This is a genomic window from Pseudomonas sp. GW823-FHT05G12 (assembly GCF_058795575.1).
Window position 1 is genome coordinate 5,943,736 of the sequence record NZ_CM179501.1, and the last position, 21,236, is coordinate 5,964,971.

Annotated in this window: 20 protein-coding genes; 7 read left to right on the forward strand and 13 right to left on the reverse strand. The window is 61.9% G+C overall.

What is annotated here, in order from left to right:
* Positions 1 to 68 precede the first annotated feature (68 nt).
* Complete coding sequence (locus tag AC3RCM_RS27010) at positions 69 to 1,472, forward strand: aminoacyl-tRNA deacylase and HDOD domain-containing protein (RefSeq protein ID WP_492629286.1); 1,404 nt, start codon at positions 69 to 71, stop codon at positions 1,470 to 1,472.
* Positions 1,473 to 1,650: 178 nt separating this feature from the next.
* Here the strand turns inward: AC3RCM_RS27010 and AC3RCM_RS27015 are convergent, their stop codons facing one another.
* The 4 genes from AC3RCM_RS27015 to AC3RCM_RS27030 form a co-directional block, all read right to left on the reverse strand.
* Positions 1,651 to 2,025: an SCP2 sterol-binding domain-containing protein gene (locus AC3RCM_RS27015; RefSeq protein ID WP_010955807.1), complete on the reverse strand. Its 375-nt coding sequence runs from the start codon at positions 2,023 to 2,025 to the stop codon at positions 1,651 to 1,653.
* Between the two features lie 148 nt (positions 2,026 to 2,173).
* Positions 2,174 to 2,473 carry an HU family DNA-binding protein gene (locus AC3RCM_RS27020; protein ID WP_003253355.1) on the reverse strand — a complete coding sequence of 100 codons (300 nt, stop codon included), beginning with the start codon at positions 2,471 to 2,473 and terminating at the stop codon, positions 2,174 to 2,176.
* Between the two features lie 187 nt (positions 2,474 to 2,660).
* A complete protein-coding gene (locus tag AC3RCM_RS27025) occupies positions 2,661 to 3,809 on the reverse strand; it encodes an NAD(P)/FAD-dependent oxidoreductase (protein WP_492629287.1) in 1,149 nt (382 codons plus the stop codon).
* A gap of 16 nt (positions 3,810 to 3,825) precedes the next feature.
* On the reverse strand, positions 3,826 to 3,993 hold the full coding sequence (locus AC3RCM_RS27030; protein WP_003253349.1) for a rubredoxin: 168 nt from the start codon (positions 3,991 to 3,993) through the stop codon (positions 3,826 to 3,828).
* A gap of 225 nt (positions 3,994 to 4,218) precedes the next feature.
* Here AC3RCM_RS27030 and AC3RCM_RS27035 point away from each other — a divergent pair, with 225 nt between their 5' ends.
* A complete protein-coding gene (locus AC3RCM_RS27035) occupies positions 4,219 to 4,776 on the forward strand; it encodes a chorismate--pyruvate lyase family protein (RefSeq protein ID WP_012054112.1) in 558 nt (185 codons plus the stop codon).
* Entirely contained in the window at positions 4,776 to 5,666 is an 891-nt protein-coding gene (ubiA, locus tag AC3RCM_RS27040) for a 4-hydroxybenzoate octaprenyltransferase (protein ID WP_064491882.1), read from the forward strand. Before AC3RCM_RS27035 ends, ubiA begins: the two co-directional genes overlap by 1 nt.
* A gap of 120 nt (positions 5,667 to 5,786) precedes the next feature.
* Here ubiA and AC3RCM_RS27045 read toward each other — a convergent pair whose 3' ends face one another.
* Positions 5,787 to 6,158 carry a COG4315 family predicted lipoprotein gene (locus tag AC3RCM_RS27045; RefSeq protein WP_020190123.1) on the reverse strand — a complete coding sequence of 124 codons (372 nt, stop codon included), beginning with the start codon at positions 6,156 to 6,158 and terminating at the stop codon, positions 5,787 to 5,789.
* A gap of 174 nt (positions 6,159 to 6,332) precedes the next feature.
* Between AC3RCM_RS27045 and phoB the strand changes: the two genes are divergently transcribed.
* From phoB to AC3RCM_RS27060, 3 genes are all read left to right on the forward strand, one after another.
* On the forward strand, positions 6,333 to 7,022 hold the full coding sequence (gene phoB / locus AC3RCM_RS27050) for a phosphate regulon transcriptional regulator PhoB (protein WP_003253341.1): 690 nt from the start codon (positions 6,333 to 6,335) through the stop codon (positions 7,020 to 7,022).
* 48 nt (positions 7,023 to 7,070) lie between these two features.
* Positions 7,071 to 8,378 (forward strand): phosphate regulon sensor histidine kinase PhoR, encoded by a 1,308-nt coding sequence (phoR, locus tag AC3RCM_RS27055; RefSeq protein WP_492629288.1) that lies wholly within the window; start codon positions 7,071 to 7,073, stop codon positions 8,376 to 8,378.
* Between the two features lie 173 nt (positions 8,379 to 8,551).
* Complete coding sequence (locus AC3RCM_RS27060; RefSeq protein ID WP_064491880.1) at positions 8,552 to 9,892, forward strand: hemolysin family protein; 1,341 nt, start codon at positions 8,552 to 8,554, stop codon at positions 9,890 to 9,892.
* Positions 9,893 to 9,904: 12 nt separating this feature from the next.
* Here AC3RCM_RS27060 and AC3RCM_RS27065 read toward each other — a convergent pair whose 3' ends face one another.
* From AC3RCM_RS27065 to AC3RCM_RS27100, 8 genes are all read right to left on the reverse strand, one after another.
* Positions 9,905 to 10,801, reverse strand: coding sequence for a peptidoglycan DD-metalloendopeptidase family protein (locus AC3RCM_RS27065; RefSeq protein ID WP_010955815.1), 897 nt, complete (start codon positions 10,799 to 10,801; stop codon positions 9,905 to 9,907).
* Positions 10,802 to 10,947: 146 nt separating this feature from the next.
* Positions 10,948 to 11,838 (reverse strand): response regulator, encoded by an 891-nt coding sequence (locus AC3RCM_RS27070; protein ID WP_010955816.1) that lies wholly within the window; start codon positions 11,836 to 11,838, stop codon positions 10,948 to 10,950.
* 162 nt (positions 11,839 to 12,000) lie between these two features.
* Positions 12,001 to 12,771 (reverse strand): phosphate signaling complex protein PhoU, encoded by a 771-nt coding sequence (phoU, locus tag AC3RCM_RS27075; RefSeq protein ID WP_003253329.1) that lies wholly within the window; start codon positions 12,769 to 12,771, stop codon positions 12,001 to 12,003.
* Positions 12,772 to 12,872: 101 nt separating this feature from the next.
* Complete coding sequence (gene pstB, locus AC3RCM_RS27080) at positions 12,873 to 13,706, reverse strand: phosphate ABC transporter ATP-binding protein PstB (RefSeq protein WP_003253327.1); 834 nt, start codon at positions 13,704 to 13,706, stop codon at positions 12,873 to 12,875.
* Between the two features lie 72 nt (positions 13,707 to 13,778).
* Complete coding sequence (gene pstA, locus AC3RCM_RS27085; protein WP_177410036.1) at positions 13,779 to 15,395, reverse strand: phosphate ABC transporter permease PstA; 1,617 nt, start codon at positions 15,393 to 15,395, stop codon at positions 13,779 to 13,781.
* Between the two features lie 71 nt (positions 15,396 to 15,466).
* Positions 15,467 to 17,755 carry an ABC transporter permease subunit gene (locus AC3RCM_RS27090; protein WP_492629289.1) on the reverse strand — a complete coding sequence of 763 codons (2,289 nt, stop codon included), beginning with the start codon at positions 17,753 to 17,755 and terminating at the stop codon, positions 15,467 to 15,469.
* A 138-nt stretch (positions 17,756 to 17,893) separates the two neighbouring features.
* On the reverse strand, positions 17,894 to 18,892 hold the full coding sequence (locus AC3RCM_RS27095; protein WP_014754876.1) for a phosphate ABC transporter substrate-binding protein PstS: 999 nt from the start codon (positions 18,890 to 18,892) through the stop codon (positions 17,894 to 17,896).
* 236 nt (positions 18,893 to 19,128) lie between these two features.
* Complete coding sequence (locus AC3RCM_RS27100; protein WP_014754877.1) at positions 19,129 to 20,418, reverse strand: MFS transporter; 1,290 nt, start codon at positions 20,416 to 20,418, stop codon at positions 19,129 to 19,131.
* 361 nt (positions 20,419 to 20,779) lie between these two features.
* Between AC3RCM_RS27100 and AC3RCM_RS27105 the strand changes: the two genes are divergently transcribed.
* The gene (locus AC3RCM_RS27105) at positions 20,780 to 21,178 is read left to right on the forward strand and encodes an acyl-CoA thioesterase (RefSeq protein ID WP_003253317.1); all 399 of its coding nucleotides are present in this window, start codon (positions 20,780 to 20,782) and stop codon (positions 21,176 to 21,178) included.
* The last annotated feature ends 58 nt before the right edge of the window (positions 21,179 to 21,236 follow it).

The following is a 21,236-nucleotide window of genomic DNA, read 5'->3' on the forward strand; positions in this document are numbered from 1 at the left end:
AGAATGGATCCAGATTTGCTCGCAGGCTGGTTATACTTCGCGTTTAAAAGATACAGTGGATACGGACCATGACTGAAGTTGCCCTGGACACCGCAACCCCACACGCCCCCTCCGTCATCAGGCTGCTGCTCGACAAACTCGGCGTGCCCTACCGCCAGGTGGTCGAACACTCGCACCTGCCTGCGGCTTCGCGGGTGCAGGCTGTCCTTCTCGACGACGAGGTCGGCGCCCTCATGGTGCTGTTCCCGCAGAGCCACCTGCTGGACCTCAACCGGCTGGCCGAGCTGACCGGGCGCAAGCTGACCGCCGTGTCGGTGCCGCGCCTGAAGCAGATGCTCGACAAGCACCACCTCAAGGCCCTGCCGGGCATCCCGGCGCTGACCAGCTCGCCATGTCAGTACGAAAAGAGCCTGCTCGACGCTGAAACTGTCTTTATCCAGTCAGGCGAAGCCGGCCTGTTGCTGGAAATCGAACGCGCACATTTCAAGCGCATGCTGGCCAAGGCCAGCGCCAGCAGCTTCGGCCAGCAAGTCGAAGCGATCAGTCCCAATCTCGACCGCCCCGATGACGACACCCGGGAAATCACCGATGCGGTCCAGGCCTTCACTGCCCGGCGCATTCAGAAACGCCTGGAAGAAACCATCGAAATTCCACCGCTCGCCGACACCGCGCAGAAGATCATCAAGCTGCGGGTAGATCCCAACGCCAGCATCGACGACATCACCGGCGTGGTCGAAACCGACCCGGCGCTGGCGGCACAGGTGGTGAGCTGGGCTGCATCGCCCTACTATGGTTCGCCGGGCAAGATCCGCTCGGTGGAAGACGCCATCGTGCGTGTGCTGGGTTTCGACCTGGTGATCAACCTGGCCCTGGGCCTGGCGCTGGGCAAGACCTTGAGCCTACCCAAAGACCAACCGCAGCAGGCCACGCCCTACTGGCAACAATCGATCTACACCGCCGCGATCATCGAAGGCCTGACCCGCGCCATGCCGCGCGCAGAACGCCCCGAGGCCGGGCTGACTTACCTGGCCGGGCTACTGCACAACTTTGGCTACCTGCTGCTGGCGCACGTGTTCCCGCCGCACTTCTCGCTGATTTGCCGCCACCTTGAGGTCAACCCGCATTTGAACCACACCTATGTGGAGCAACACTTGCTGGGCATCAGCCGCGAACAGATCGGTGCCTGGCTGATGAAGCTGTGGGACATGCCAGAAGAGCTGTCGACTGCCTTGCGCTTCCAGCACGATCCGGCCTACGACGGCGAACATTTCGCGTTCCCCAACTTGGTGTGCCTGGCCACCCGCCTGCTGCGCTCGCGAGGTATAGGCTCAGGGCCGCAGGAAGAGATACCTGACGAACTGCTGGAACGCCTGAGCATTACCCGGGACAAGGCCGAGGATGTGGTGAACAAGGTGCTCGAAGCCGAGAACCTGTTGCGTGAGCTGGCTTCGCAGTTCCATGCACCGCATTAAGCATTAACACATAGCCTGTGGGAGCAACTGTCTTGCTCAATTTCTAAAAGCTGGCGCGATTGGACTGTGGGAGCGGGCTTGCCCGCGAACACCGGCAAAGCCGGTGCCATGCACCGCGTCGCTTGTTTCGCGGGCACGCCCGCTCCCACAGGTAAAGCATCGGCATCCCCGTTGGGTTTCAGCCTTTCTTCTTCGGTTTCAGGTATTTCATCAACCCCTGGAACCACATCACCAGCGCCGGGTTGCCCTTGATCTGGATGTGCTTGTCCTGAATCCCCTGCATGAACGCCAGCTGCTTGTTACCCGCCTGCATGGTGGCGAAGCCATAGGCGGCGTCCTTGAAGGCAATGGCGAATGCCGGCTGTGGGTGCGCGCCGCCCTTGCTGCTGATGCGCTCGTTGTTGACGATGAAGTGCCGGGCGACCTTGCCGTCCAGGGTCTGCATCTGGAACACCAGGTCCTTGCCCTTGAGCTGCTGCTGGAATGCGGGGTTATTACGGCTGGCCCTGGCCATCAACAGCCCCATGGCCCAGAGAAGAAAACGGAACTTCATCAACGCGCCTCGAATGAAAAGTGACTAAGGCGCGCAGTTTATCCTTTTCCAGAACTATTTATGCAAGTTCGAGACATTTTGCCTGCAGAAAGCACAACGGGCGCCTTGGGGCGCCCGCTTGGCCGACACTGGGGTTGTCAGAGAGCGATCACTTGCCTTTCTTGGCTGGCTTGGCGGGGGCGTTAACGCTGTCACGCAGGTTCTTGCCAGGCTTGAAGGCCACTGTATTGCTGGCCTTGATCTTGACCGGTTCCCCAGTTTGCGGGTTCTTGCCGGTACGCGCACCGCGATGACGTTTTTCGAAGGTGCCGAAACCGACCAGGGTCACAGTGTCCTTGTCCAGGGCACCGGTGATGCTGTCGAGAATCGCGTTCAAAACCTGATTGGCCTTTTCCTTGGTCAGATCAGCCTTATCGGCGATGACGGCGGCGAGTTCTGGTTTGCGCATAGTGAAGCCTCTTTGACGGAATTCTTGTTGTTATGCCGTGCTGCCTCTGGGAGCAGCGCTCAAGGCACCGCAGGCTCTAATCTGCGGCAGACGGGAGTGAGAATGGCACGAGCTCAGGGGCCGCGCCAGTATCTGGGCGGCCATTGTGCAGGCAACAACAGGATAAATCCGACAGAACGCGCGCTATTTACGCCATAGCCGGTGGCAACTGACGATTCAGCGCCAGCTTCTCCATCACCGCCGCTCCGGTCAGGGCGTAGCCCAGCAACTTGCCGTCGGCATCAAGGCAGAGCACCTTGAGGTCAGTGCCCTGCCCCTCTACCTGCCAGATGCCTTCGCAGCCCTGTGGCGCTGGCGAGACCACCAGCGGACAGGCCGGGGTTTTCACGGTGATAGGCATCGGCCCGTAGGAAACTGCCGTCGGCTTGCCGGCCAGGGTTTGCGCCAGCGCCCGGGCACAGCTCATCAGCGGCATCACGTACAGCAGGTTGATGCCATCGACTTCGGCACAGTCGCCAAGGGCAAAGATGTTGGCGTGTGAAGTACGCAGCTCGCGGTCTACGCTTACGCCACGGTTGGTCTGCAGGCCGGCCGCGGCAGCCAGGTCGGTACGTGGGCGCAGGCCGATGGCCGAAACCACCAGGTCGCAGGCGATCACGCTGCCGTCCGACAGGTGCGCCTCCAGGCCTTGAGTCACCTGCTGAAGACGGGTCAGCACCGGCCCCAGGTGGAAGCGTACACCCAAGCCCTCCAGCCCACCCTGCACAGCCGCCGCAGCGGCCGGGTGCAGCAGGGTCGGCATGATCTGTTCGCACGGCGCCACAACGTCGACCTTGAAGCCGCCCAGGCTCATGTCGTTTGCGAATTCGCAGCCGATCAGGCCGGCGCCGAGGATCAGGACTCGCTGCTTGCCAGCGGCGGCAGCACGGAAGCGTGCGTAGTCTTCCAGGTCGTTGATCGGGAATACCAGATTGCCGCCGTCACCCTCGATCGGCACCTGCACGGTCTGCGCCCCCCAGGCCAGCACCAGGTCGCGGTATTCCACGGCCTCTTCGCCGATCCACAGCCGCTTGTGGCCCGGGTCGATGCCGCTGATGCGGGTATGGGTACGGATCTCGGCGTTCAATTGCTCGGCCATGGCGCCCGCCTCGGCCATGCACAGGCCGTCGGCGTCCTTCTGCTTGGCAAAGCCCATGGAAAGCATCGGCTTGGAGTACGAACGACCATCGTCGGCGGTGATCAGCAACAGCGGCGTCTGCGCATCGAGCTTGCGAAATTCACGGGCCAGGTTGTAGCCCGCAAGGCCGGTACCGATGATTACCACAGGGGACGTCATGTCGTGCTTTCCTCGATTAACCGATGGAGATCATTTCAAAGTCGCTTTTGCCGACACCGCAGTCGGGGCACAGCCAGTCTTCAGGCACATCCTCCCAACGGGTGCCGGGGGCGATGCCGTCGTCGGGCCAGCCTTCGGCTTCGTCGTAGATCAGGCCACAGACAATACATTGCCACTTTTTCATCAGGTCTATTTCCTCGGTTCAGGCTGGGGCTTGTGTTGCGGCTGATGGCCTCTTGGCGGGCAAGCCCGCGCCTACAGTGACCGCGCAGGCCTGGCGGGCTTGCCCGCGAACAGGGCCAGCGCGCAATGCGTGGGGGCTTTGTAGCGGCCCTGCCGGCAGTATGCAAGCAGTTGGGGCAATCATGCTAAGCTCGCCGCCTCTCTGGCTGTAACAAAGCATATCGACGTGTCGTACGAATCCCCGCAAGCAGCCGCTGTCGCGTGGCTGCCGTATTCACAGCTGGCGACCGACATCGACCAGCCCACCCTTGACTGGCTGTTCGACGAGGGCTCGCTGACCCGCCGCCTGACCCGTCTGTCCATCGATCACTTTTCCGTCACCCCGCTGTTCGAGGGCTGGCAACCGCTGCGCGATGACGAATGCCAGGCGCTGGGCATCGCTGCTGGCGCCGAAGGCTGGGTGCGCGAAGTGTACCTGCGCGGCCATGGCCAACCTTGGGTGTTCGCCCGCAGCGTGGCCAGCCGCAGCGCCCTGGAACGTGGCGGTCTGGACCTGGAATCCTTGGGCAGCCGCTCGCTGGGCGAGCTGCTGTTCTGCGACCAGGCGTTCATCCGTCATCCACTCGAAGTGTGCACTTATCCACAGGCCTGGCTGCCGTCCGAAGCTGCACATGCGGCGCTTTGGGGCCGCCGCTCGCGCTTCGAGCGCAACGGCCTGGACCTGCTGGTGGCAGAAGTGTTTCTGCCGGCATTGTGGCAAGCGGCCAAGGAGGAAAACCGCTGATGTACCTGCAACTGCTAAAGTCGCTCAACCGCCTGCACCCACGGGCCTGGGACTTCGTCCAACTCAGCCGCATGGACCGGCCGATAGGCATCTACCTGCTGTTGTGGCCGACCCTGTCGGCAGTGTGGATTGCCGGCAATGGGTCACCCACCCTGGCCAATGTGCTCATCTTCGGCCTTGGTGTGGTGCTGATGCGCGCGGCCGGCTGCTGCATCAACGACTTTGCCGACCGCAAGGTTGACGGCCACGTCAAGCGGACCGCCGACCGCCCCCTGGCCAGTGGCCGGGTGCGGCCACGCGAGGCGCTGACACTGTTCGCGATTCTGGTCGGGGTGAGTTTCCTGCTGGTGCTGTGCACCAACAACCGCACCGTCTGGCTGTCGTTCGGGGCGGTGGCCTTGGCGTTCTGCTACCCGTTCATGAAGCGCTACACCTACTACCCGCAGGTGGTGCTGGGGGCGGCGTATTCGTGGGGCATTCCCATGGCTTTCACAGCCGCTGGCGGTGAGTTGCCGGCCGGCGCCTGGCTGCTGTATATCGCCAACCTGCTGTGGACGGTGGGTTATGACACCTATTACGCCATGGTCGACCGCGATGACGACCTGAAAATTGGTGTGAAATCCACTGCGATCCTGTTCGGCGACGCTGATCGCAGCATCATCCTGACCCTGCAGTTGCTGTCGCTGGGCTGCCTGTTGCTGGCCGGTAGCCGCTTCGACCTGGGTGGCTGGTTCCACCTTGGGTTGCTGGGTGCGGCGGCTTGCTTTGCCTGGGAATACTGGTCAACGCGCAAGCTGGACCGGGAATCGTGCTTCAAGGCGTTTCTGCACAACCACTGGGCGGGGATGCTGGTGTTTATCGGGGTGGTGCTGGATTACGCGTTGCGCTGAGTAGTTTGGGGCTGCTGCGCAGCCCATCGCGACACAAGGCCGCACACATTGATCGGCGTACGTCGAACCATGTGGGAGCGGCCTTGTGTCGCGATGGGCCGCACAGCGGCCCCGGCTATCTCAAGGCTTGGCAACGTGCCAGACGTCTTTCATGCCGTCACCGGTCATGTCACCGGCCTTCTTGTCCTTGATGAAGGTATACAGCGGCTTGCCGTCGTAAGCCCACTGCATCGAACCGTCGTCACGCGTTACATGGGTCCATTTATCCTTCGGTGCTTCGTCTTCTTTCTTGACCATCAACGGTGGCCAGTTCTTGGCGCACTCGCCATTGCACATCGACTTGCCACCCGCATCCTTGTCAAAGGTGTACAGGGTCATGCCGGCATGATCGACCCACATGCCATCCTTCTCCATGGCATGGTGGGCCAACGCCACCCCCGGCAGCGCCAACGCAGTGAAAAGGGCCATCCAGCTCAGCGTATGTCGTGTCATTGGATTCACCATTGTTTCGGGGGGGAAATGAGTTCGGGTTGCCATCAAAGCGGCCCTCTGTAGCCTAGTTCAGTCACGGAATGTCGCCAGAACGGCCAACACCCTGTCACACAGCTGCAATAATTCCGTTATCTAATGCGGGCCAAGACACCGAATCCAGGAGAGGTTTTGAGCATGGTAGGCAGGAACATTCTGATCGTCGACGACGAAGCGCCCATTCGCGAGATGATCGCCGTTGCCCTGGAAATGGCCGGCTATGACTGCCTGGAAGCGGAAAACTCCCAACAGGCCCACGCGATCATCGTCGACCGCAAACCGGACCTGATCCTGCTCGACTGGATGCTGCCGGGCACCTCCGGCATCGAGCTGGCCCGCCGCCTGAAGCGCGACGAGCTGACCGGTGATATTCCGATCATCATGCTCACCGCCAAGGGTGAAGAAGACAACAAGATCCAGGGCCTGGAAGTGGGCGCCGACGACTACATCACCAAGCCGTTCTCGCCGCGTGAACTGGTAGCGCGACTGAAAGCCGTGCTGCGCCGCACCGGCCCGAGCGACAGCGAGGCGCCGATCGAGGTCGGCGGCCTGCTGCTCGACCCGATCAGCCACCGTGTGACCATCGACGGTAAGCCGGCCGAGATGGGCCCTACCGAATACCGCCTGCTGCAGTTTTTCATGACCCACCAGGAGCGCGCCTATACCCGCGGCCAACTGCTGGACCAGGTGTGGGGCGGCAACGTCTATGTCGAGGAACGTACCGTCGACGTGCACATCCGTCGCCTGCGCAAGGCATTGGGTGAAGCTTACGAGAATCTGGTACAAACCGTCCGGGGCACTGGCTACCGTTTCTCGACCAAGAGCTGATCGAGTTCCCGAGCGCCAAGCTGCACGTCGTTGTACAAGGACCGTCAATTGAACCAGAACTGGCACGCAACCCTGATTCGCCATCTGCTGTTGCTGATTACCGTCTGCCTGATCGGCGGGCTGGTCAGCGGCTACTACGGCTGGAGCCTGGCCATTGGCCTGGCGCTCTATCTGGGCTGGACCCTCAAGCAACTGCTGCGCTTGCACGACTGGCTGCGCAATCACCAACCCGACGAAGCACCGCCCGATGGCTACGGCCTGTGGGGCGAGGTATTCGATAGCATCTACCACCTGCAACGCCGCGACCAGCGCGTACGGGGCCGCCTGCAGGCAGTGATCGACCGGGTGCAGGAGTCCACCGCTGCGCTGCGTGACGCGGTGATCATGCTCGACAGCGACGGCAACCTGGAATGGTGGAACCGCGCCGCCGAGACTCTGCTGGGCTTCAAGACCCCACAGGACGGCGGCCAGCAAGTGACCAATCTGGTGCGCCACCCGCTCTTCAAAGAGTACTTCGAGGCAGAAAACTACCTCGAACCGCTGGAAATCCCTTCGCCGATCAATGACCGCATGCGAGTGCAGTTGCACATCACCCGCTACGGCAACAATGAACACCTGATGCTGGTGCGCGATGTCACCCGCATTCACCAGCTGGAACAGATGCGCAAGGACTTCGTCGCCAACGTGTCCCACGAGCTGCGCACGCCGCTGACGGTAATCACCGGCTACCTGGAAACCCTGCTGGACAACGTCGAGGACGTGAACCCGCGGTGGAGCCGCGCCCTGCAGCAGATGAGCCAGCAAGGCTCGCGCATGCAAACCCTGCTCAACGATTTGTTGCTACTGGCCAAACTGGAAGCCACCGATTACCCATCGGACAACCAGCCGGTGGCAGTCGATGCCCTGCTCGCCGCCATCAAGAACGACGCCCAGGCCCTGTCCGGGCCGCGCAACCAGCGCATCAGCCTGGAAGCTGCGCCTGGCATCAAGCTGAAGGGCAGCGAGTCGGAACTGCGCAGTGCCTTTTCCAATCTGGTGTTCAATGCAGTCAAGTACACCCAGGACGAAGGCAACATCCGCATCCGCTGGTGGGCCGATGCCCAGGGCGCACACCTGTCGGTGCAGGACTCGGGGGTGGGCATCGATGCCAAGCACTTGCCACGCCTGACCGAGCGCTTCTACCGGGTAGACTCCAGCCGTGCATCGAATACCGGCGGTACCGGGCTGGGGCTGGCAATCGTCAAGCATGTGCTGATGCGCCACCGCGGCAAGCTGGAAATCAGCAGTGTACCGGGGCATGGCAGCACCTTTACCTGTCACTTTCCGCCAGCACAATTGGCCAACGAAAAGGCTTGAGATTGGGGCTGCTGCGCGGGCCTTCGCGGGCATGCCTGCTCCCACAGGGACTGCCATGAGTCCGCTGCCCTTTGCTTTTACGGCCCCAGCCGCTACATTGGATCCCCTGTGCCAGCAAAAGCTGGCACTTTTTTTCTCTCTATCTCAAAGACGGACCCCGTAAAAACTCCATCATGGACCCTTCCTCTGGTATTAGCCTCACCTCGTTATTCGCCGACTTCGGCATGATCATCTTTGCCTTCCTGCTGGTGCTGCTCAACGGCTTCTTCGTTGCTGCGGAGTTCGCCATGGTCAAGCTGCGCGCTACACGCGTAGAGGCCATCGCCGAAAAGCACGGCTGGCGTGGCAACATCCTGCGCAAGGTTCACAACCAGCTCGACGCCTACCTGTCGGCATGCCAATTGGGCATTACCCTCGCCTCGCTGGGCCTGGGCTGGGTGGGTGAGCCCGCCTTCGCCCACCTGCTGGAACCATTGCTGGCCTATTTCGGCGTGGACAGCGCCGAGCTGGTCAAGGCGATCTCGTTCTTCGTCGCCTTCTTCGTCATCTCGTACCTGCACATCGTCGTCGGCGAGCTGGCCCCCAAGTCCTGGGCTATCCGCAAGCCAGAGCTGCTGTCGCTGTGGACCGCCGTGCCGCTTTACCTGTTCTACTGGGCGATGTACCCGGCCATCTACCTGCTCAATGCCAGCGCCAACACCATCCTGCGCATTGCTGGCCAGGGCGAGCCTGGCCCGCACCACGAGCACCACTACAGCCGCGAAGAACTCAAGCTGATCCTGCACTCCAGCCGTGGTCAGGACCCAAGCGACCAAGGCATGCGCGTGCTGGCCTCGGCCGTGGAAATGGGCGAGCTGGAAGTGGTCGACTGGGCCAACTCGCGTGAGGACATGATCAGCATCGACGCCCATGCGCCTCTGAAGCAGATCCTGGGCCTGGTGCGCCGCCACAAGTTCAGCCGCTACCCGGTGTACGACGCCGAGCGCGAAGAATTCACCGGCCTGCTGCACATCAAGGACCTGCTGCTGGAGCTGGCTGAGCTGGAGCACTTGCCAGAGACCATCGACCTGGAGGACCTTGCCCGGCCACTCGAACGCGTGTCGCGGCACATGCCGCTGGCACAGTTGCTGGAGCAGTTCCGTAAGGGCGGCGCGCACTTCGTGCTGGTCGAGGAAGCCGATGGCAAGGTGATCGGCTACCTGACCATGGAAGACGTGCTGGAAGTGCTGGTAGGCGACATCCAGGACGAGCACCGCAAGACCGAGCGTGGCATTCTCGCCTACCAGCCGGGCAAGCTGCTGGTGCGTGGCGACACCCCACTGTTCAAGGTCGAGCGCCTGCTGGGTATCGACCTTGACCACATCGAGGCCGAAACCCTGGCCGGGTTGATCTACGAGACGCTCAAGCGCGTGCCTGAAGAAGAGGAAGTGCTGGAGGTCGAAGGGCTGCGCATCATCATCAAGAAGATGAAAGGGCCCAAGATCGTCCTGGCCAAAGTGCTGAAGCTGGATTGATGGCCAAATCGGTCAGGGGTTGCCGGCAGTGAAATCCGGCAATCCGCTGATCGGTCTGTCGAAGCGGTAAGGTATCGATTCCAGCGCCAACCCCACATTGCGCTGCACCACAAAATGCAGGTGCGGCCCAGTGCTGTTGCCGGTATTTCCCGACTTGGCCAGCATCTGGCCCTGCCGTACCCGTTGCCCCTCCGCCACCACCACCGAACCACGCATCAGGTGAAGGTATACGCCCATGGTGCCATCCGGGTGCAAAATCCTGACAAAGTTACCCGAGGGGTTGGGGCCGCGCCCGCTCTGGCTGTTCTGCGTCTTCACCACCACCCCTTCCCGCGCTGCGATGATGGGCGTGCCTTCGGGCATGGCGATATCCATGGCGTAGCGCCCTTTGGGTCCAAAATGGCTGACGCGGCCATTGGGGCCCTGAGTGACGCGGAACGGCCCGCCAATCCACGGGAACGCATAGCGGAAGCCCTGGGGCCGTTTACCCGGGTCACCCATGGCCTGCAGCAGGGTCGAACGGTAGTTCAGCAGCAGCCCGGGCCGCCCCCTGAGCACACTTAGCATCTGCGTGGTGCGCGGCGGCAGCAGCCGGCGCACGATGCGCGGGGCATCGCCGCCTTGTGCGTTGACCAGGTTGTCCAGCCGCAACTCTACCTCTACCGGCACATGCAGCTCGTTTCGTGCCGAAAAGCTCACGCCACCGTCGAAGGTTTTCGCGTTCAGCAGTACCTGGCCTTCGAGCGTTTCGACCATGGGCTCGAGCAACACCAAGGGCTTGGCGCCGGGGCCAGGTCGATCGGAATAGGAGATGACACCGGAATCGTCGGTGATCTTGTAGAGGGTCACGCCCTGGCTCGACGCTGAGGCCATGAGCAATGCACAGAACAGCAGCAGGCGCGCGGGCATGATAGTGGCTTTTTGACAGTTATGATCTGTCGAAGCCTAGCAGCGGGTTTTACGGTAGGTATTGCAGTTGGTCGGATGGGGCAACTCGGGCTTGGGCAGAAGCAGCCTTGTGCTGCTCCTGCCCAAAGCATGGCGCGGGGCCGGGGTCAGGCACCGGGGGTGAAGTGCTTCTGCGCTGTGCCGCGGGCAATCAACCGAGACAGGTAGTCGAGCTTCTGGGCATCCTGGTCGACAAACTTGAACGTCAACTGCAACCAGTCACTGTCAGGTTTTGGCTCCAGCGCCGCGACAGCATGCAGGTAGCCGTTCAGGCGAGCGACTTCGGCACTTTCGCCCTGCTCCAGGTCCAGCACCGCACCTTCCAGCACCTGTGGCAGCGCTTCGCTGCGGCGTACCACCAGCAGTGCCTCTTTCAGGCTCAACGCCTTGATCACGCATGGCTGCATGCCACTGGCCAGGCGCAGCTGGCCCTGGCCACGGCCGCTCGGCGCGGGGGCGGCAGGTGCGGGCGCCGCGACCAAAGGCTTGGCCGGTGCCGGTGTCGGCGCCGCCACCTTGACCGCTTCGGGCTTGCCCGCAGTCAGCGCGTTCAACGAGTCGTTGGCAAACGCCGGGTTGGCTCGCGCCGGGCCGATGGCCATCAGGCTGTCGAGCTTACCGATCTTGGTCAGGGCTTTCTTTACCTTGGTCAGCAGTTGCTCGTTGGTGAACGGCTTGCCTACAAAATCGGAAACACCCGCCTGGATCGCCTGAATGACGTTCTCCTTGTCGCCACGGCTGGTCACCATGATGAACTGCAGGTTCTTCAGTGCAGGCTGCTGACGGCACCAGGTCAGCAATTCCAAGCCAGACATTTCCGGCATTTCCCAGTCGCACAGGACCAGGTCGAACGCTTCCTTGCCGAGCATGGCCATGGCCTTGCGACCGTTGATAGCGTCGTCGATGGCCATACCCGGGAAGGCATTACGCAGACACTTGCGGACCAGATCACGGATAAACGGGGCGTCATCCACGACCAGCACATTCACTTTACTCATCGATACTCCTTTTGAATCCCGACTAGCCTACTGCCAATGATGGCCACTTGCTACAACCTGGTCACGCCGGGACTTCTTCACATCGTTCGCGGGTGCCTGCCGGCTCTCGACCGCAAACGAAAACGCCCGGCCAAGGCCGGGCGTCGATGCTCGGGAGCAACCTTACTTATCGTCAGATTCACCCGGAACATTAGCCTTTTCGCCGTTGGCGACAGCAGTGCCCTGCACTTCTGCCGTCATGCGCTTGAGGCCCATGTGGCGCACGTCGGTGCCGCGCACCAGGTAGATCACCAGTTCGGAGATGTTGCGCGCATGGTCGCCAATACGCTCCAGCGAGCGCAGCACCCAGATCACGCTCAGCACCCGCGAGATAGAGCGCGGGTCTTCCATCATGTAGGTCACCAGCTCACGCAGCGCGGTCTTGTATTCGCGGTCGATGGTCTTGTCGTACTGGGCCACCGACAGCGCCAGGTCGGCGTCGAAGCGGGCAAAGGCATCCAGCGCATCCCGGACCATGTTGCGCACCTGGTCGCCAATGTGGCGAACCTCGACATAACCACGCGGCGACTCGCCCTCTTCGCACAGCTGGATGGCGCGGCGGGCGATCTTGGTCGACTCGTCACCGATGCGTTCCAGGTCGATCACCGACTTGGAAATGCTGATGATCAGGCGCAGGTCCGAGGCCGCTGGCTGGCGGCGGGCGAGGATGCGCAAGCACTCCTCGTCGATGTTGCGCTCCATCTGGTTGATCTGCTCGTCAACCTCGCGCACCTGCTGGGCCAGACCAGAGTCGGCTTCGATCAGCGCGGTAACCGCGTCGTTGACCTGCTTTTCCACCAGCCCGCCCATGGCCAGCAGGTGGCTGCGCACCTCTTCGAGCTCGGCGTTGAACTGCTGGGAAATGTGATGGGTAAGGCTTTCTTTGTTGATCATCGTTTTGTCCTTTGGTAGCGCGGCCCTGTAGGAGCGGGTTCACCCGCGAACACCGGCAACGCCGGTGCCAGACACCGAGGTGCCTGTTTCGCGAGCGGCGCTTAGCCGTAGCGACCGGTGATGTAGTCTTCCGTCTGCTTCTTCGCCGGGTTGGTGAACAGGGTATCGGTATCACCGAATTCGACCAGTTTGCCCATGTACATGAACGCGGTGTAATCCGAAACACGCGCCGCTTGCTGCATGTTGTGGGTCACGATGACGATGGTGTACTTGGATTTCAATTCATAGATCAGTTCTTCGACCTTCAAGGTCGAGATCGGGTCCAGCGCCGAGCAGGGTTCGTCAAGCAGCAGCACCTCCGGTTCAACGGCAATGGTGCGGGCGATGACCAGACGCTGCTGCTGGCCACCGGACAGGCCCAGCGCCGACTCGTGCAGGCGGTCCTTGACCTCATCCCACAAGGCCGCGCCCTTCAACGCCCACTCGACGGCTTCATCGAGCACGCGCTTCTTGTTGATGCCCTGGATGCGCAGGCCGTAGACCACGTTCTCGTAGATGGTCTTGGGGAACGGGTTCGGCTTCTGGAACACCATGCCCACACGCCGGCGCAGTTCGGCAACGTCTTCGCCCTTGCGGTAGATATTGTTGCCGTACAGGTTGATGGCACCTTCCACACGGCAACCGTCAACCAGGTCGTTCATCCGGTTGAAGGTGCGCAGCAGGGTCGACTTGCCGCAGCCGGATGGGCCGATGAAGGCGGTCACGCGCTGCTTCGGGATGTTCATCTGCACGTCGAACAGCGCTTGCTTGTCGCCATAGAACAGGCTCAGGCCCGGCACTTCGATGGCCACGGTTTCTTCAGCCATCCGCAGGCTCTGCTTGTTGCGGCCCAGGGCAGACATGTCGATGCCATGGGTGTGGGAATCTTGCTGCATGGTCAACTCCATACGCTATCAAGTCGTTTCAAAGGGCCGCCCGGCTTACGGGCGGCACGCTTGCAATCAGGGTCAGCCGTCCAGCGCCTTGTACTTCTCGCGCAGGTGGTTGCGAATCCACACGGCAGAGAGGTTGAGGGTCGCGATCACCAGCACCAGCAGCAGCGCAGTGGCATAAACCAGCGGCCGCGCGGCTTCGACGTTCGGGCTCTGGAAGCCGACGTCATAGATGTGGAAGCCCAGGTGCATGATCTTCTGGTCCAGGTGCAGGTACGGGTAGTTTCCATCCACCGGCAGCGACGGCGCCAGCTTCACCACACCGACCAGCATCAGCGGCGCCACTTCGCCGGCGGCACGGGCCACGGCGAGGATCATGCCGGTCATCATGGCCGGGCTGGCCATGGGCAGGACGATTTTCCACAGGGTCTCGGCCTTGGTTGCGCCCAACGCCAGCGAGCCTTCACGCACGGTGCGCGGGATTCGCGCCAGGCCTTCTTCGGTGGCCACGATCACCACCGGCACCGCCAGCAATGCCAGGGTCAGCGATGCCCACAGCAGGCCCGGGGTACCCAGGGTCGGCGCCGGCAGCGCTTCGGGGAAGAACAGGCGGTCGATCGAGCCGCCCAGCACATAGACGAAGAAGCCCAGACCGAACACACCGTAGACGATCGCAGGAACACCGGCCAGGTTGTTCACCGCAATGCGGATAAGCCGGGTGACCGGGCCCTGCCTGGCGTATTCACGCAGGTACACGGCAGCCAGCACGCCGAACGGGGTAACGATCACGGCCATGATCAGGGTCATCATCACGGTACCGAAGATGGCCGGGAAGATACCGCCCTCGGTGTTGGCTTCACGCGGGTCGTCGCTGAGGAACTCCCAGACCTTGCCGAAGTAGGTGCCCAACTTGGTGAGCGCCGACATGCCGTTCGGCTGAACGGCATGCACCACCTTGCTCAGGTTGATTTCCACTTCACGGCCGTTGCCATCCCGGGCCACCAGGCTGTCGCGGGAGAACGCCTGGTGCAGGCCGGTCAGGCGGTCTTCGATAGCCTTGTAGCGGCTGTTGAGTTCGGCACGGTCGGCGTCCATGTCGGCCTGGGCGGCGGCGTCCAGCTTGCCGTCCAGCTCCAGCTTGCGCGCTTGCAAGCGCAGGCGCTCAAGGCCATGGTTGATGGCACCGATGTCCTTTTTCTCCAGCTGCTGCAGCTCGCTGTTGAGCTGGTTGGCACGCTTGAGGCGGGCCTGCAGTTCGTTCCAGGCAGCGGGGCCTTCGGCAACCACGCGGCCTTGTTCCTTGACGCTGACCAGGTAGCCATAGAAGTTGCCCCACTCGCGGCGCTCAAGGGCCATCAGGTCAGCCGGGCGCTGTTCGTCGACCAGCCAGTCGCCGACCACCCAGGTAAAGTCGCTGCCGTAGAGGTCGCGGTTACCCACCTTGATCAGCTCGCGGGTCATGAACTCCGGGCCCTGGTCAGGCACTGGCAGGCCAGCCCCCTTCAGACGAGCTCGGGGTACTTCCTCCTTCTGCACCACTTCGCCAATGACGACGTGATCGGCCTGGCCTGGCACCTTGTAGGTGGCCTGGACAAGATCGGCTGGCCAGAAGTGGCCCAGGCCGCGCACGGCGATCACCGCCAGCAGGCCGACGGTCATGATCACGGCCATGGCCACCGCGCCGCCGCTCATCCAGACGCCTGGGGCGCCGCTCTTGAACCAGCCTTTGAGGGAATCCTTTTTCACGGATCGCTACCTTTCTATCAAAGCGACGAGTATTTCTTGCGCAGACGCTGGCGAATCAGCTCGGCCAAGGTATTCATGATGAAGGTGAACATCAGCAGCACCAGGGCGGCCAGGAACAGCACGCGATAGTGGCTGCCACCGACTTCCGACTCCGGCATTTCCACGGCCACGTTGGCGGCCAGGGTGCGCATGCCCTCGAACAGGTTCATCTCCATCACCGGTGTGTTGCCGGTGGCCATCAGCACGATCATGGTCTCGCCGACCGCACGGCCCAAGCCGATCATCAACGCCGAGAAGATGCCCGGGCTGGCAGTGAGGATGACCACGCGAGTCAGGGTCTGCCAAGGCGTCGCGCCCAGTGCCAGCGAGCCCAGGGTCAGACTGCGCGGCACACTGAACACGGCATCTTCGGCAATCGAGTAGATGTTCGGGATGACCGCGAAGCCCATGGCGATACCGACTACCAGGGCGTTGCGCTGGTCGTAGGTGATGCCTAAATCGTTAGTGATCCACAGGCGCATGTCGCCGCCGAAGAACCAGCTTTCCAGATGCGGGCTCATGGTCAGGGCGAACCAGCCGGTGAACAGGATGACCGGAATCAGGATCGCCGCTTCCCAACCATCCGGTACACGCAGGCGGATCGACTCCGGCAACCGGCTCCAGAAGAAGCCGGCCAGCAGGATACCGATCGGCATCAGCAGGAACAGGCTGAACACACCGGGCAGGTGGCCTTCCAGGTACGGGGCCAGGAACAGGCCGGCGAAGAAGCCGAGGATCACCGTCGGCATCGCTTCCATCAGCTCGATCACCGGCTTGACCTTGCGGCGCATGCGCGGGGCCATGAAGTAGGCGGTGTAGATGGCTGCGGCAATGGCCAGCGGGGCGGCCAGGATCATGGCGTAGAACGCGGCCTTCAGGGTTCCGAAGGTCAGCGGCGACAGGCTCAGTTTGGGCTCGAAGTCAGTGTTTGACGCGGTCGATTGCCAGACGTATTTCGGCTCGTCGTAGTTCTCGTACCACACCTTGCCCCATAGCGCGCTGAACGAAATTTCCGGGTGCGGGTTGCGCAGGCTCAACGGCAACAACTTGCCGCCTTCTTCGATGATGATGCGGTTGGCGCGTGGCGACAGGGCCAGCGTACCAGGGCCTTCGGCAGCCGGCTCTACCAGCAGGGTTCGGTGTGCAGTGCTGTGGAACACGCCCAGTTTGCCTTCGGCGTCCAGGGCGATGAAGCCCTTGCGGCGCTCTTCGGCGTCGATCTGCACGATCGGCGCCTTGCCCATCTGGAAGGTACGGATCTGCTTGAAGCGCGATTCGCCATCCGGGTCGCGGGCCATGAACCACTGGGCCAGCCCCCCCTTGGAATCACCGATGATCAGCGAAATGCCGCCAACCAGCTGGGCTGTGGCAGTGATGTCGGTGTCGGCGCTATCAGACAACTTGTAACGGCCGTTGAGGCTCTTGTCGCGCAGGCTGAACACGTCGGCCGTGGCACGGCCGTTGATCACGTACAGCCAGTGCTGGCGTGGGTCGATGAAGATATTCTTCACCGTCTCGGTCATTTGCGGCAGTTCGATGCGGTTCTGCTCGGTGGTGACCTCTTCGGTCATCATGTTTTCCGTGCGGGTCAGCTCGACCACCTGCAGGTGAGCACCAGTAGAACCGGCCAGCAGCAGGGTGTCGCCATTGACGTTGACGCTGACGTGGTCCAGCGCACGCCCCTGTTCGTCGAGCACGAACGATTGCTCGCCGTAAGGGTAGTCGATGCCAGGGGTGATGGTTTTCTTGTTGTCCGGGTAGGTGATCTTGTAGGTGTGCTGGAAAACCAGCGCCTGGCCATTGGACAGGCCCAGCACCACCAGCGCGCTGCCCGGCTGGTCAGTACTGATGGACGTGACCTGGGTGTCTGCCGGCACGGGTAGCTCGACACGCTTGAGTTCGTTACCGGTCTTGGTATCGAAGAACAATGCCTGGCCCTTGTCCGAAACACGCATCCCCACCTGATTCTGCTCTTCAAGCGCGATCATCAGTGGCTTACCGGCATCCTGCTGCAGCCATGTCGGCTCCAGGGCTTTCTTGCTGGTCAGCTCGGCGCCCTGGAACAGTGGCAACACCACATAAGCCAGGTAGAAGAAGATCAACGTGATTGCCGCCAATACGGCAAGCCCGCCTACCAGCACATACCAGCGGGTCAGGCGGTCCTTGAGCGCGCGCATGCGGCGCTTGCGTTGCAACTCGGGCGTATTGAAATCAATGCGCACGGGCTGGGAGTTTTGGGTCATGTTGGAATTGGCCAGATCATTCATGCGCACACCCTAGCGGTCCCGTGTGACAAAAACATTACAAAGTGGTGACGCGCGAAAGCCCGCCGCACAGGGAACCTGGCTTCGGACTGGAAATTCGTGGAAGAGGCCGGGCTGTGGCACCGGCCTCCTCTTAATTACTTACTTCTTTGCAACGTTACCGGCGTGCGACAGGCCCAGGTCAGCCAGGGTCTTGTCGACGACTTTGGCCGGCAGCGGGATGTAGCCATCCTTCACCACCACCTGCTGGCCCGCTTGCGACAGCACCAGCTTGACGAACTCGGCTTCCAGCGGAGCCAGAGGCTTGTTCGGCGCCTTGTTGACGTAGACGTACAGGAAGCGCGACAGCGGGTAGGTGCCGTTCAGGGCGTTGGCTTCGTTGTCTTCAACAAACTCGCCGCCTTCTTTCTTGGCCAGGGCTACGGTCTTGACGCTGGCGGTCTTGTAACCAATACCCGAGTAGCCGATGCCGTTCAGCGAGGAGCTGATCGACTGCACGACCGAAGCCGAGCCAGGCTGTTCGTTGACGTTAGGCTTGAAGTCGCCTTTGCACAGGGCTTCTTCCTTGAAGTAGCCGTAGGTGCCCGATACCGAGTTGCGGCCGAACAGCTGGATTGGCTTGTTGGCCAGGTCGCCGGTCACACCGACGTCGCCCCAAGTCTTGATCTCGGCCTTGCCACCGCACAGGCGAGTGGAGGAGAAGATGGCGTCGACCTGAGCCATGGTCAGGCCCTTGATTGGGTTGTCCTTGTGCACGAACACGGCCAGAGCGTCGACGGCGACCGGGATGGCGGTCGGCTTGTAGCCGTACTTCTGCTCGAAGGCTTGCAGCTCGACGTCCTTCATCTTGCGGCTCATCGGGCCGAGGTTGGCGGTGCCTTCGGTCAGCGCGGGTGGCGCGGTAGAGGAGCCGGCAGCCTGGATCTGGATGTTTACGTTCGGATATTCCTTTTTGTAGGCCTCGGCCCACAGAGTCATGAGGTTCGCGAGGGTGTCGGAACCAACGCTGGAGAGGTTGCCCGAAACACCGGTGGTCTTGGTGTAGGTCGGGATCGCAGGATCGACAGCGGCTACCGCGTTGGCGGTTGCAACGCCAGCGGCGGCAAAGGTAAGGGCCGCCATCAAACGCTTCAGTTTCATGCCTTGCTCCTAGCAGGAATATTGGGGTGTTGGATGGAACGGGCCCAAGTATCGGCAGGCCGCATGAATACGATATGACTTCATTGTGACAATTGGATGAAAGGCCATCACGGGAAGCAGGTCTGGCCTCTTCGCGGCTAAAGCCGCTCCTACAGGTTTGGTGTCGGCCTTGAGGCTTGTGCAAAACCCTGTAGGAGCGGCTTTAGCCGCGAAGAGGCCAGTAGCCGAAGCGCAGATCAGCGCTTGTTGGCGAGCAGGTACAGGCCCACGGCCAGACCGACGGCGCACAGGCCTGCCACGTAGTAGGCAGGCGCCATCGGGCTCACCTTCAGCAGTGCGGTCACCACCATCGGCGTCAGGCCGCCAAAGATGGCGTAGGCCACGTTGTACGAGAACGACAACCCGCTGAAACGCACCACCGCCGGGAATGCCTTGACCATCACATAAGGCACCGCGCCAATCACACCCACGCACAGGCCGGTCACGGCATACAGTGGGAACAGCAACTCGGGGCGGGTCGGCAGGCTGTGGTAGAAGCTCCAGGAGCTGGCCAGCAAAAGCAGGCTACCGATCACGAATACCCGGCCCGCACCATAGCGGTCGGCCAGGCTGCCGGCACCAATACAGCCGAAGCTGAGCAACACGATGGCCAGGCTGTTGGCTTTGAGCGAGTCGGTCGGGCTGATGTGGTAGAAGCTCTGCAGCAGCGCCGGGGTCATCAGGATGACCACCACGATGCCGGCCGAAAGCATCCAGGTCAGCAGCATCGACAGGATGATCGGACCACGGTGGTCACGCAGCACGGCGCGCAGTGGCAACTCCTCGGCCAGTGCCTTGCGTTGCTGCATTTCGGCGAACACCGGGGTTTCGTGCAGCCAGCGGCGCAGGTACACCGAGAACAGGCCGAACACACCGCCAAGCAGGAACGGGATACGCCAGGCGTAGTCAGCCACTTCTTCCGCGCTGTACACGCTGTTGATCAGGGTCGCTACCAGCGAGCCCAGCAGAATGCCGGCGGTCAGGCCGGCGGTCAGGGTGCCGCAGGCATAGCCGGTGTTGCGAGCCGGCACGTGTTCAGAGACGAACACCCATGCGCCCGGTACTTCGCCGCCGATTGCCGCGCCCTGGATCACACGCATCAGCAACAGCAGGATCGGTGCCCACATGCCGATCTGCGCATACGTCGGCAGCAGGCCCATGATCAAAGTCGGCAGGGCCATCATGAAGATGCTCAGGGTGAACATCTTCTTGCGCCCGAGCAAGTCGCCGAAATGGGCCATGATGATGCCGCCCAGCGGCCGCGCCAGGTAGCCGGCGGCGAAGATGCCGAACGTTTGCATCAGCCGCAGCCACTCGGGCATGTCGGCCGGGAAGAACAACTTGCCCACCACCGTGGCGAAGAACACGAAGATGATGAAATCGTAGAACTCCAGCGCACCGCCCAGGGCGGACAGTGAGAGGGTCTTGTAGTCGCTGCGGGTCAGCGGCCGCGAGGGCTGCTCGATACTGCTGGGCACGGAAGTCATCGCTCGTTGTTCTCTTTGTAGGGCATGCAGGCCGCTTGGCGCGCGGCTTCTGGATTGGAGACAGGCGAAGATAGCAAATTGCCGAGCTACGCCGAAAGCGATACAAAATCCACACAGATATTCGTGAATGCGCGGTCGTCGCTGGCCGTTATGCCCTATATACTGGCAATTCGTAGGATTATGTTGCTCCTAACGTGGGATGTTGTGCGAAAACGCCGGTCACTATTGTCAGGCGGTTTCGCAGAGTTTCCCTACGGCCGCCCAGTGAAACGAAATCGGCGTAGTATGTTTCAAGCTGAATCGTTTACCCGGCCTTTGCGCCACACCAACGAAAAGCGTCACGGGTCAGAGGCCCCATCGCATGATTGAGCTCGAACAAGAAGATCCAATCCCGCAAGGCGACCTGGCCTTGCAAATCACCGCATTGCCGCGAGAAACCAACGGGTTTGGCGATATTTTCGGCGGTTGGCTGGTTGCGCAGATGGACCTGGCAGGCACGGCCATGGCCAGCCGTGTCGCCGGCGGCCGCGTAGCCACCGTCGCCATCGACCGCATGGCTTTCCTGGTGCCCGTCGCGGTCGGCGCACAGCTGTCTTTCTATACCCAGACCCTGGAAATCGGCCGCAGCTCGATCCAGATGATGGTCGAGGTGTGGAGCGACGACCCGCTGTCCAGCGAATGGCGCAAGGTCACCGAAGCGGTATTCGTCTTCGTCGCCATCGACGGCAGTGGTCGTACCCGCTCGGTGCCTCGTCGCTGAGCCACGCTGGCGGTAAACTCATTGCATCTGCCCGGGTCCAAGGCCCACTGGCAATCAA

Coding starts and splice junctions, on each gene's coding strand:
- AC3RCM_RS27105 (WP_003253317.1), top strand. CDS start 20,780: ATGATTGAGCTCGAACAAGAAGATCCAATCCCGCAAGGCGACCTGGCC.
- AC3RCM_RS27090 (WP_492629289.1), bottom strand. CDS start 17,755: ATGAATGATCTGGCCAATTCCAACATGACCCAAAACTCCCAGCCCGTG.
- AC3RCM_RS27045 (WP_020190123.1), bottom strand. CDS start 6,158: ATGACACGACATACGCTGAGCTGGATGGCCCTTTTCACTGCGTTGGCG.
- AC3RCM_RS27025 (WP_492629287.1), bottom strand. CDS start 3,809: ATGACGTCCCCTGTGGTAATCATCGGTACCGGCCTTGCGGGCTACAAC.
- AC3RCM_RS27060 (WP_064491880.1), top strand. CDS start 8,552: ATGGACCCTTCCTCTGGTATTAGCCTCACCTCGTTATTCGCCGACTTC.
- AC3RCM_RS27020 (WP_003253355.1), bottom strand. CDS start 2,473: ATGCGCAAACCAGAACTCGCCGCCGTCATCGCCGATAAGGCTGATCTG.
- AC3RCM_RS27065 (WP_010955815.1), bottom strand. CDS start 10,801: ATGCCCGCGCGCCTGCTGCTGTTCTGTGCATTGCTCATGGCCTCAGCG.
- phoU (WP_003253329.1), bottom strand. CDS start 12,771: ATGATCAACAAAGAAAGCCTTACCCATCACATTTCCCAGCAGTTCAAC.
- pstB (WP_003253327.1), bottom strand. CDS start 13,706: ATGCAGCAAGATTCCCACACCCATGGCATCGACATGTCTGCCCTGGGC.
- phoB (WP_003253341.1), top strand. CDS start 6,333: ATGGTAGGCAGGAACATTCTGATCGTCGACGACGAAGCGCCCATTCGC.
- AC3RCM_RS27100 (WP_014754877.1), bottom strand. CDS start 20,418: ATGACTTCCGTGCCCAGCAGTATCGAGCAGCCCTCGCGGCCGCTGACC.
- AC3RCM_RS27010 (WP_492629286.1), top strand. CDS start 69: ATGACTGAAGTTGCCCTGGACACCGCAACCCCACACGCCCCCTCCGTC.
- AC3RCM_RS27095 (WP_014754876.1), bottom strand. CDS start 18,892: ATGAAACTGAAGCGTTTGATGGCGGCCCTTACCTTTGCCGCCGCTGGC.
- AC3RCM_RS27070 (WP_010955816.1), bottom strand. CDS start 11,838: ATGAGTAAAGTGAATGTGCTGGTCGTGGATGACGCCCCGTTTATCCGT.
- ubiA (WP_064491882.1), top strand. CDS start 4,776: ATGTACCTGCAACTGCTAAAGTCGCTCAACCGCCTGCACCCACGGGCC.
- pstA (WP_177410036.1), bottom strand. CDS start 15,395: ATGAGCGGCGGCGCGGTGGCCATGGCCGTGATCATGACCGTCGGCCTG.
- AC3RCM_RS27030 (WP_003253349.1), bottom strand. CDS start 3,993: ATGAAAAAGTGGCAATGTATTGTCTGTGGCCTGATCTACGACGAAGCC.
- AC3RCM_RS27015 (WP_010955807.1), bottom strand. CDS start 2,025: ATGAAGTTCCGTTTTCTTCTCTGGGCCATGGGGCTGTTGATGGCCAGG.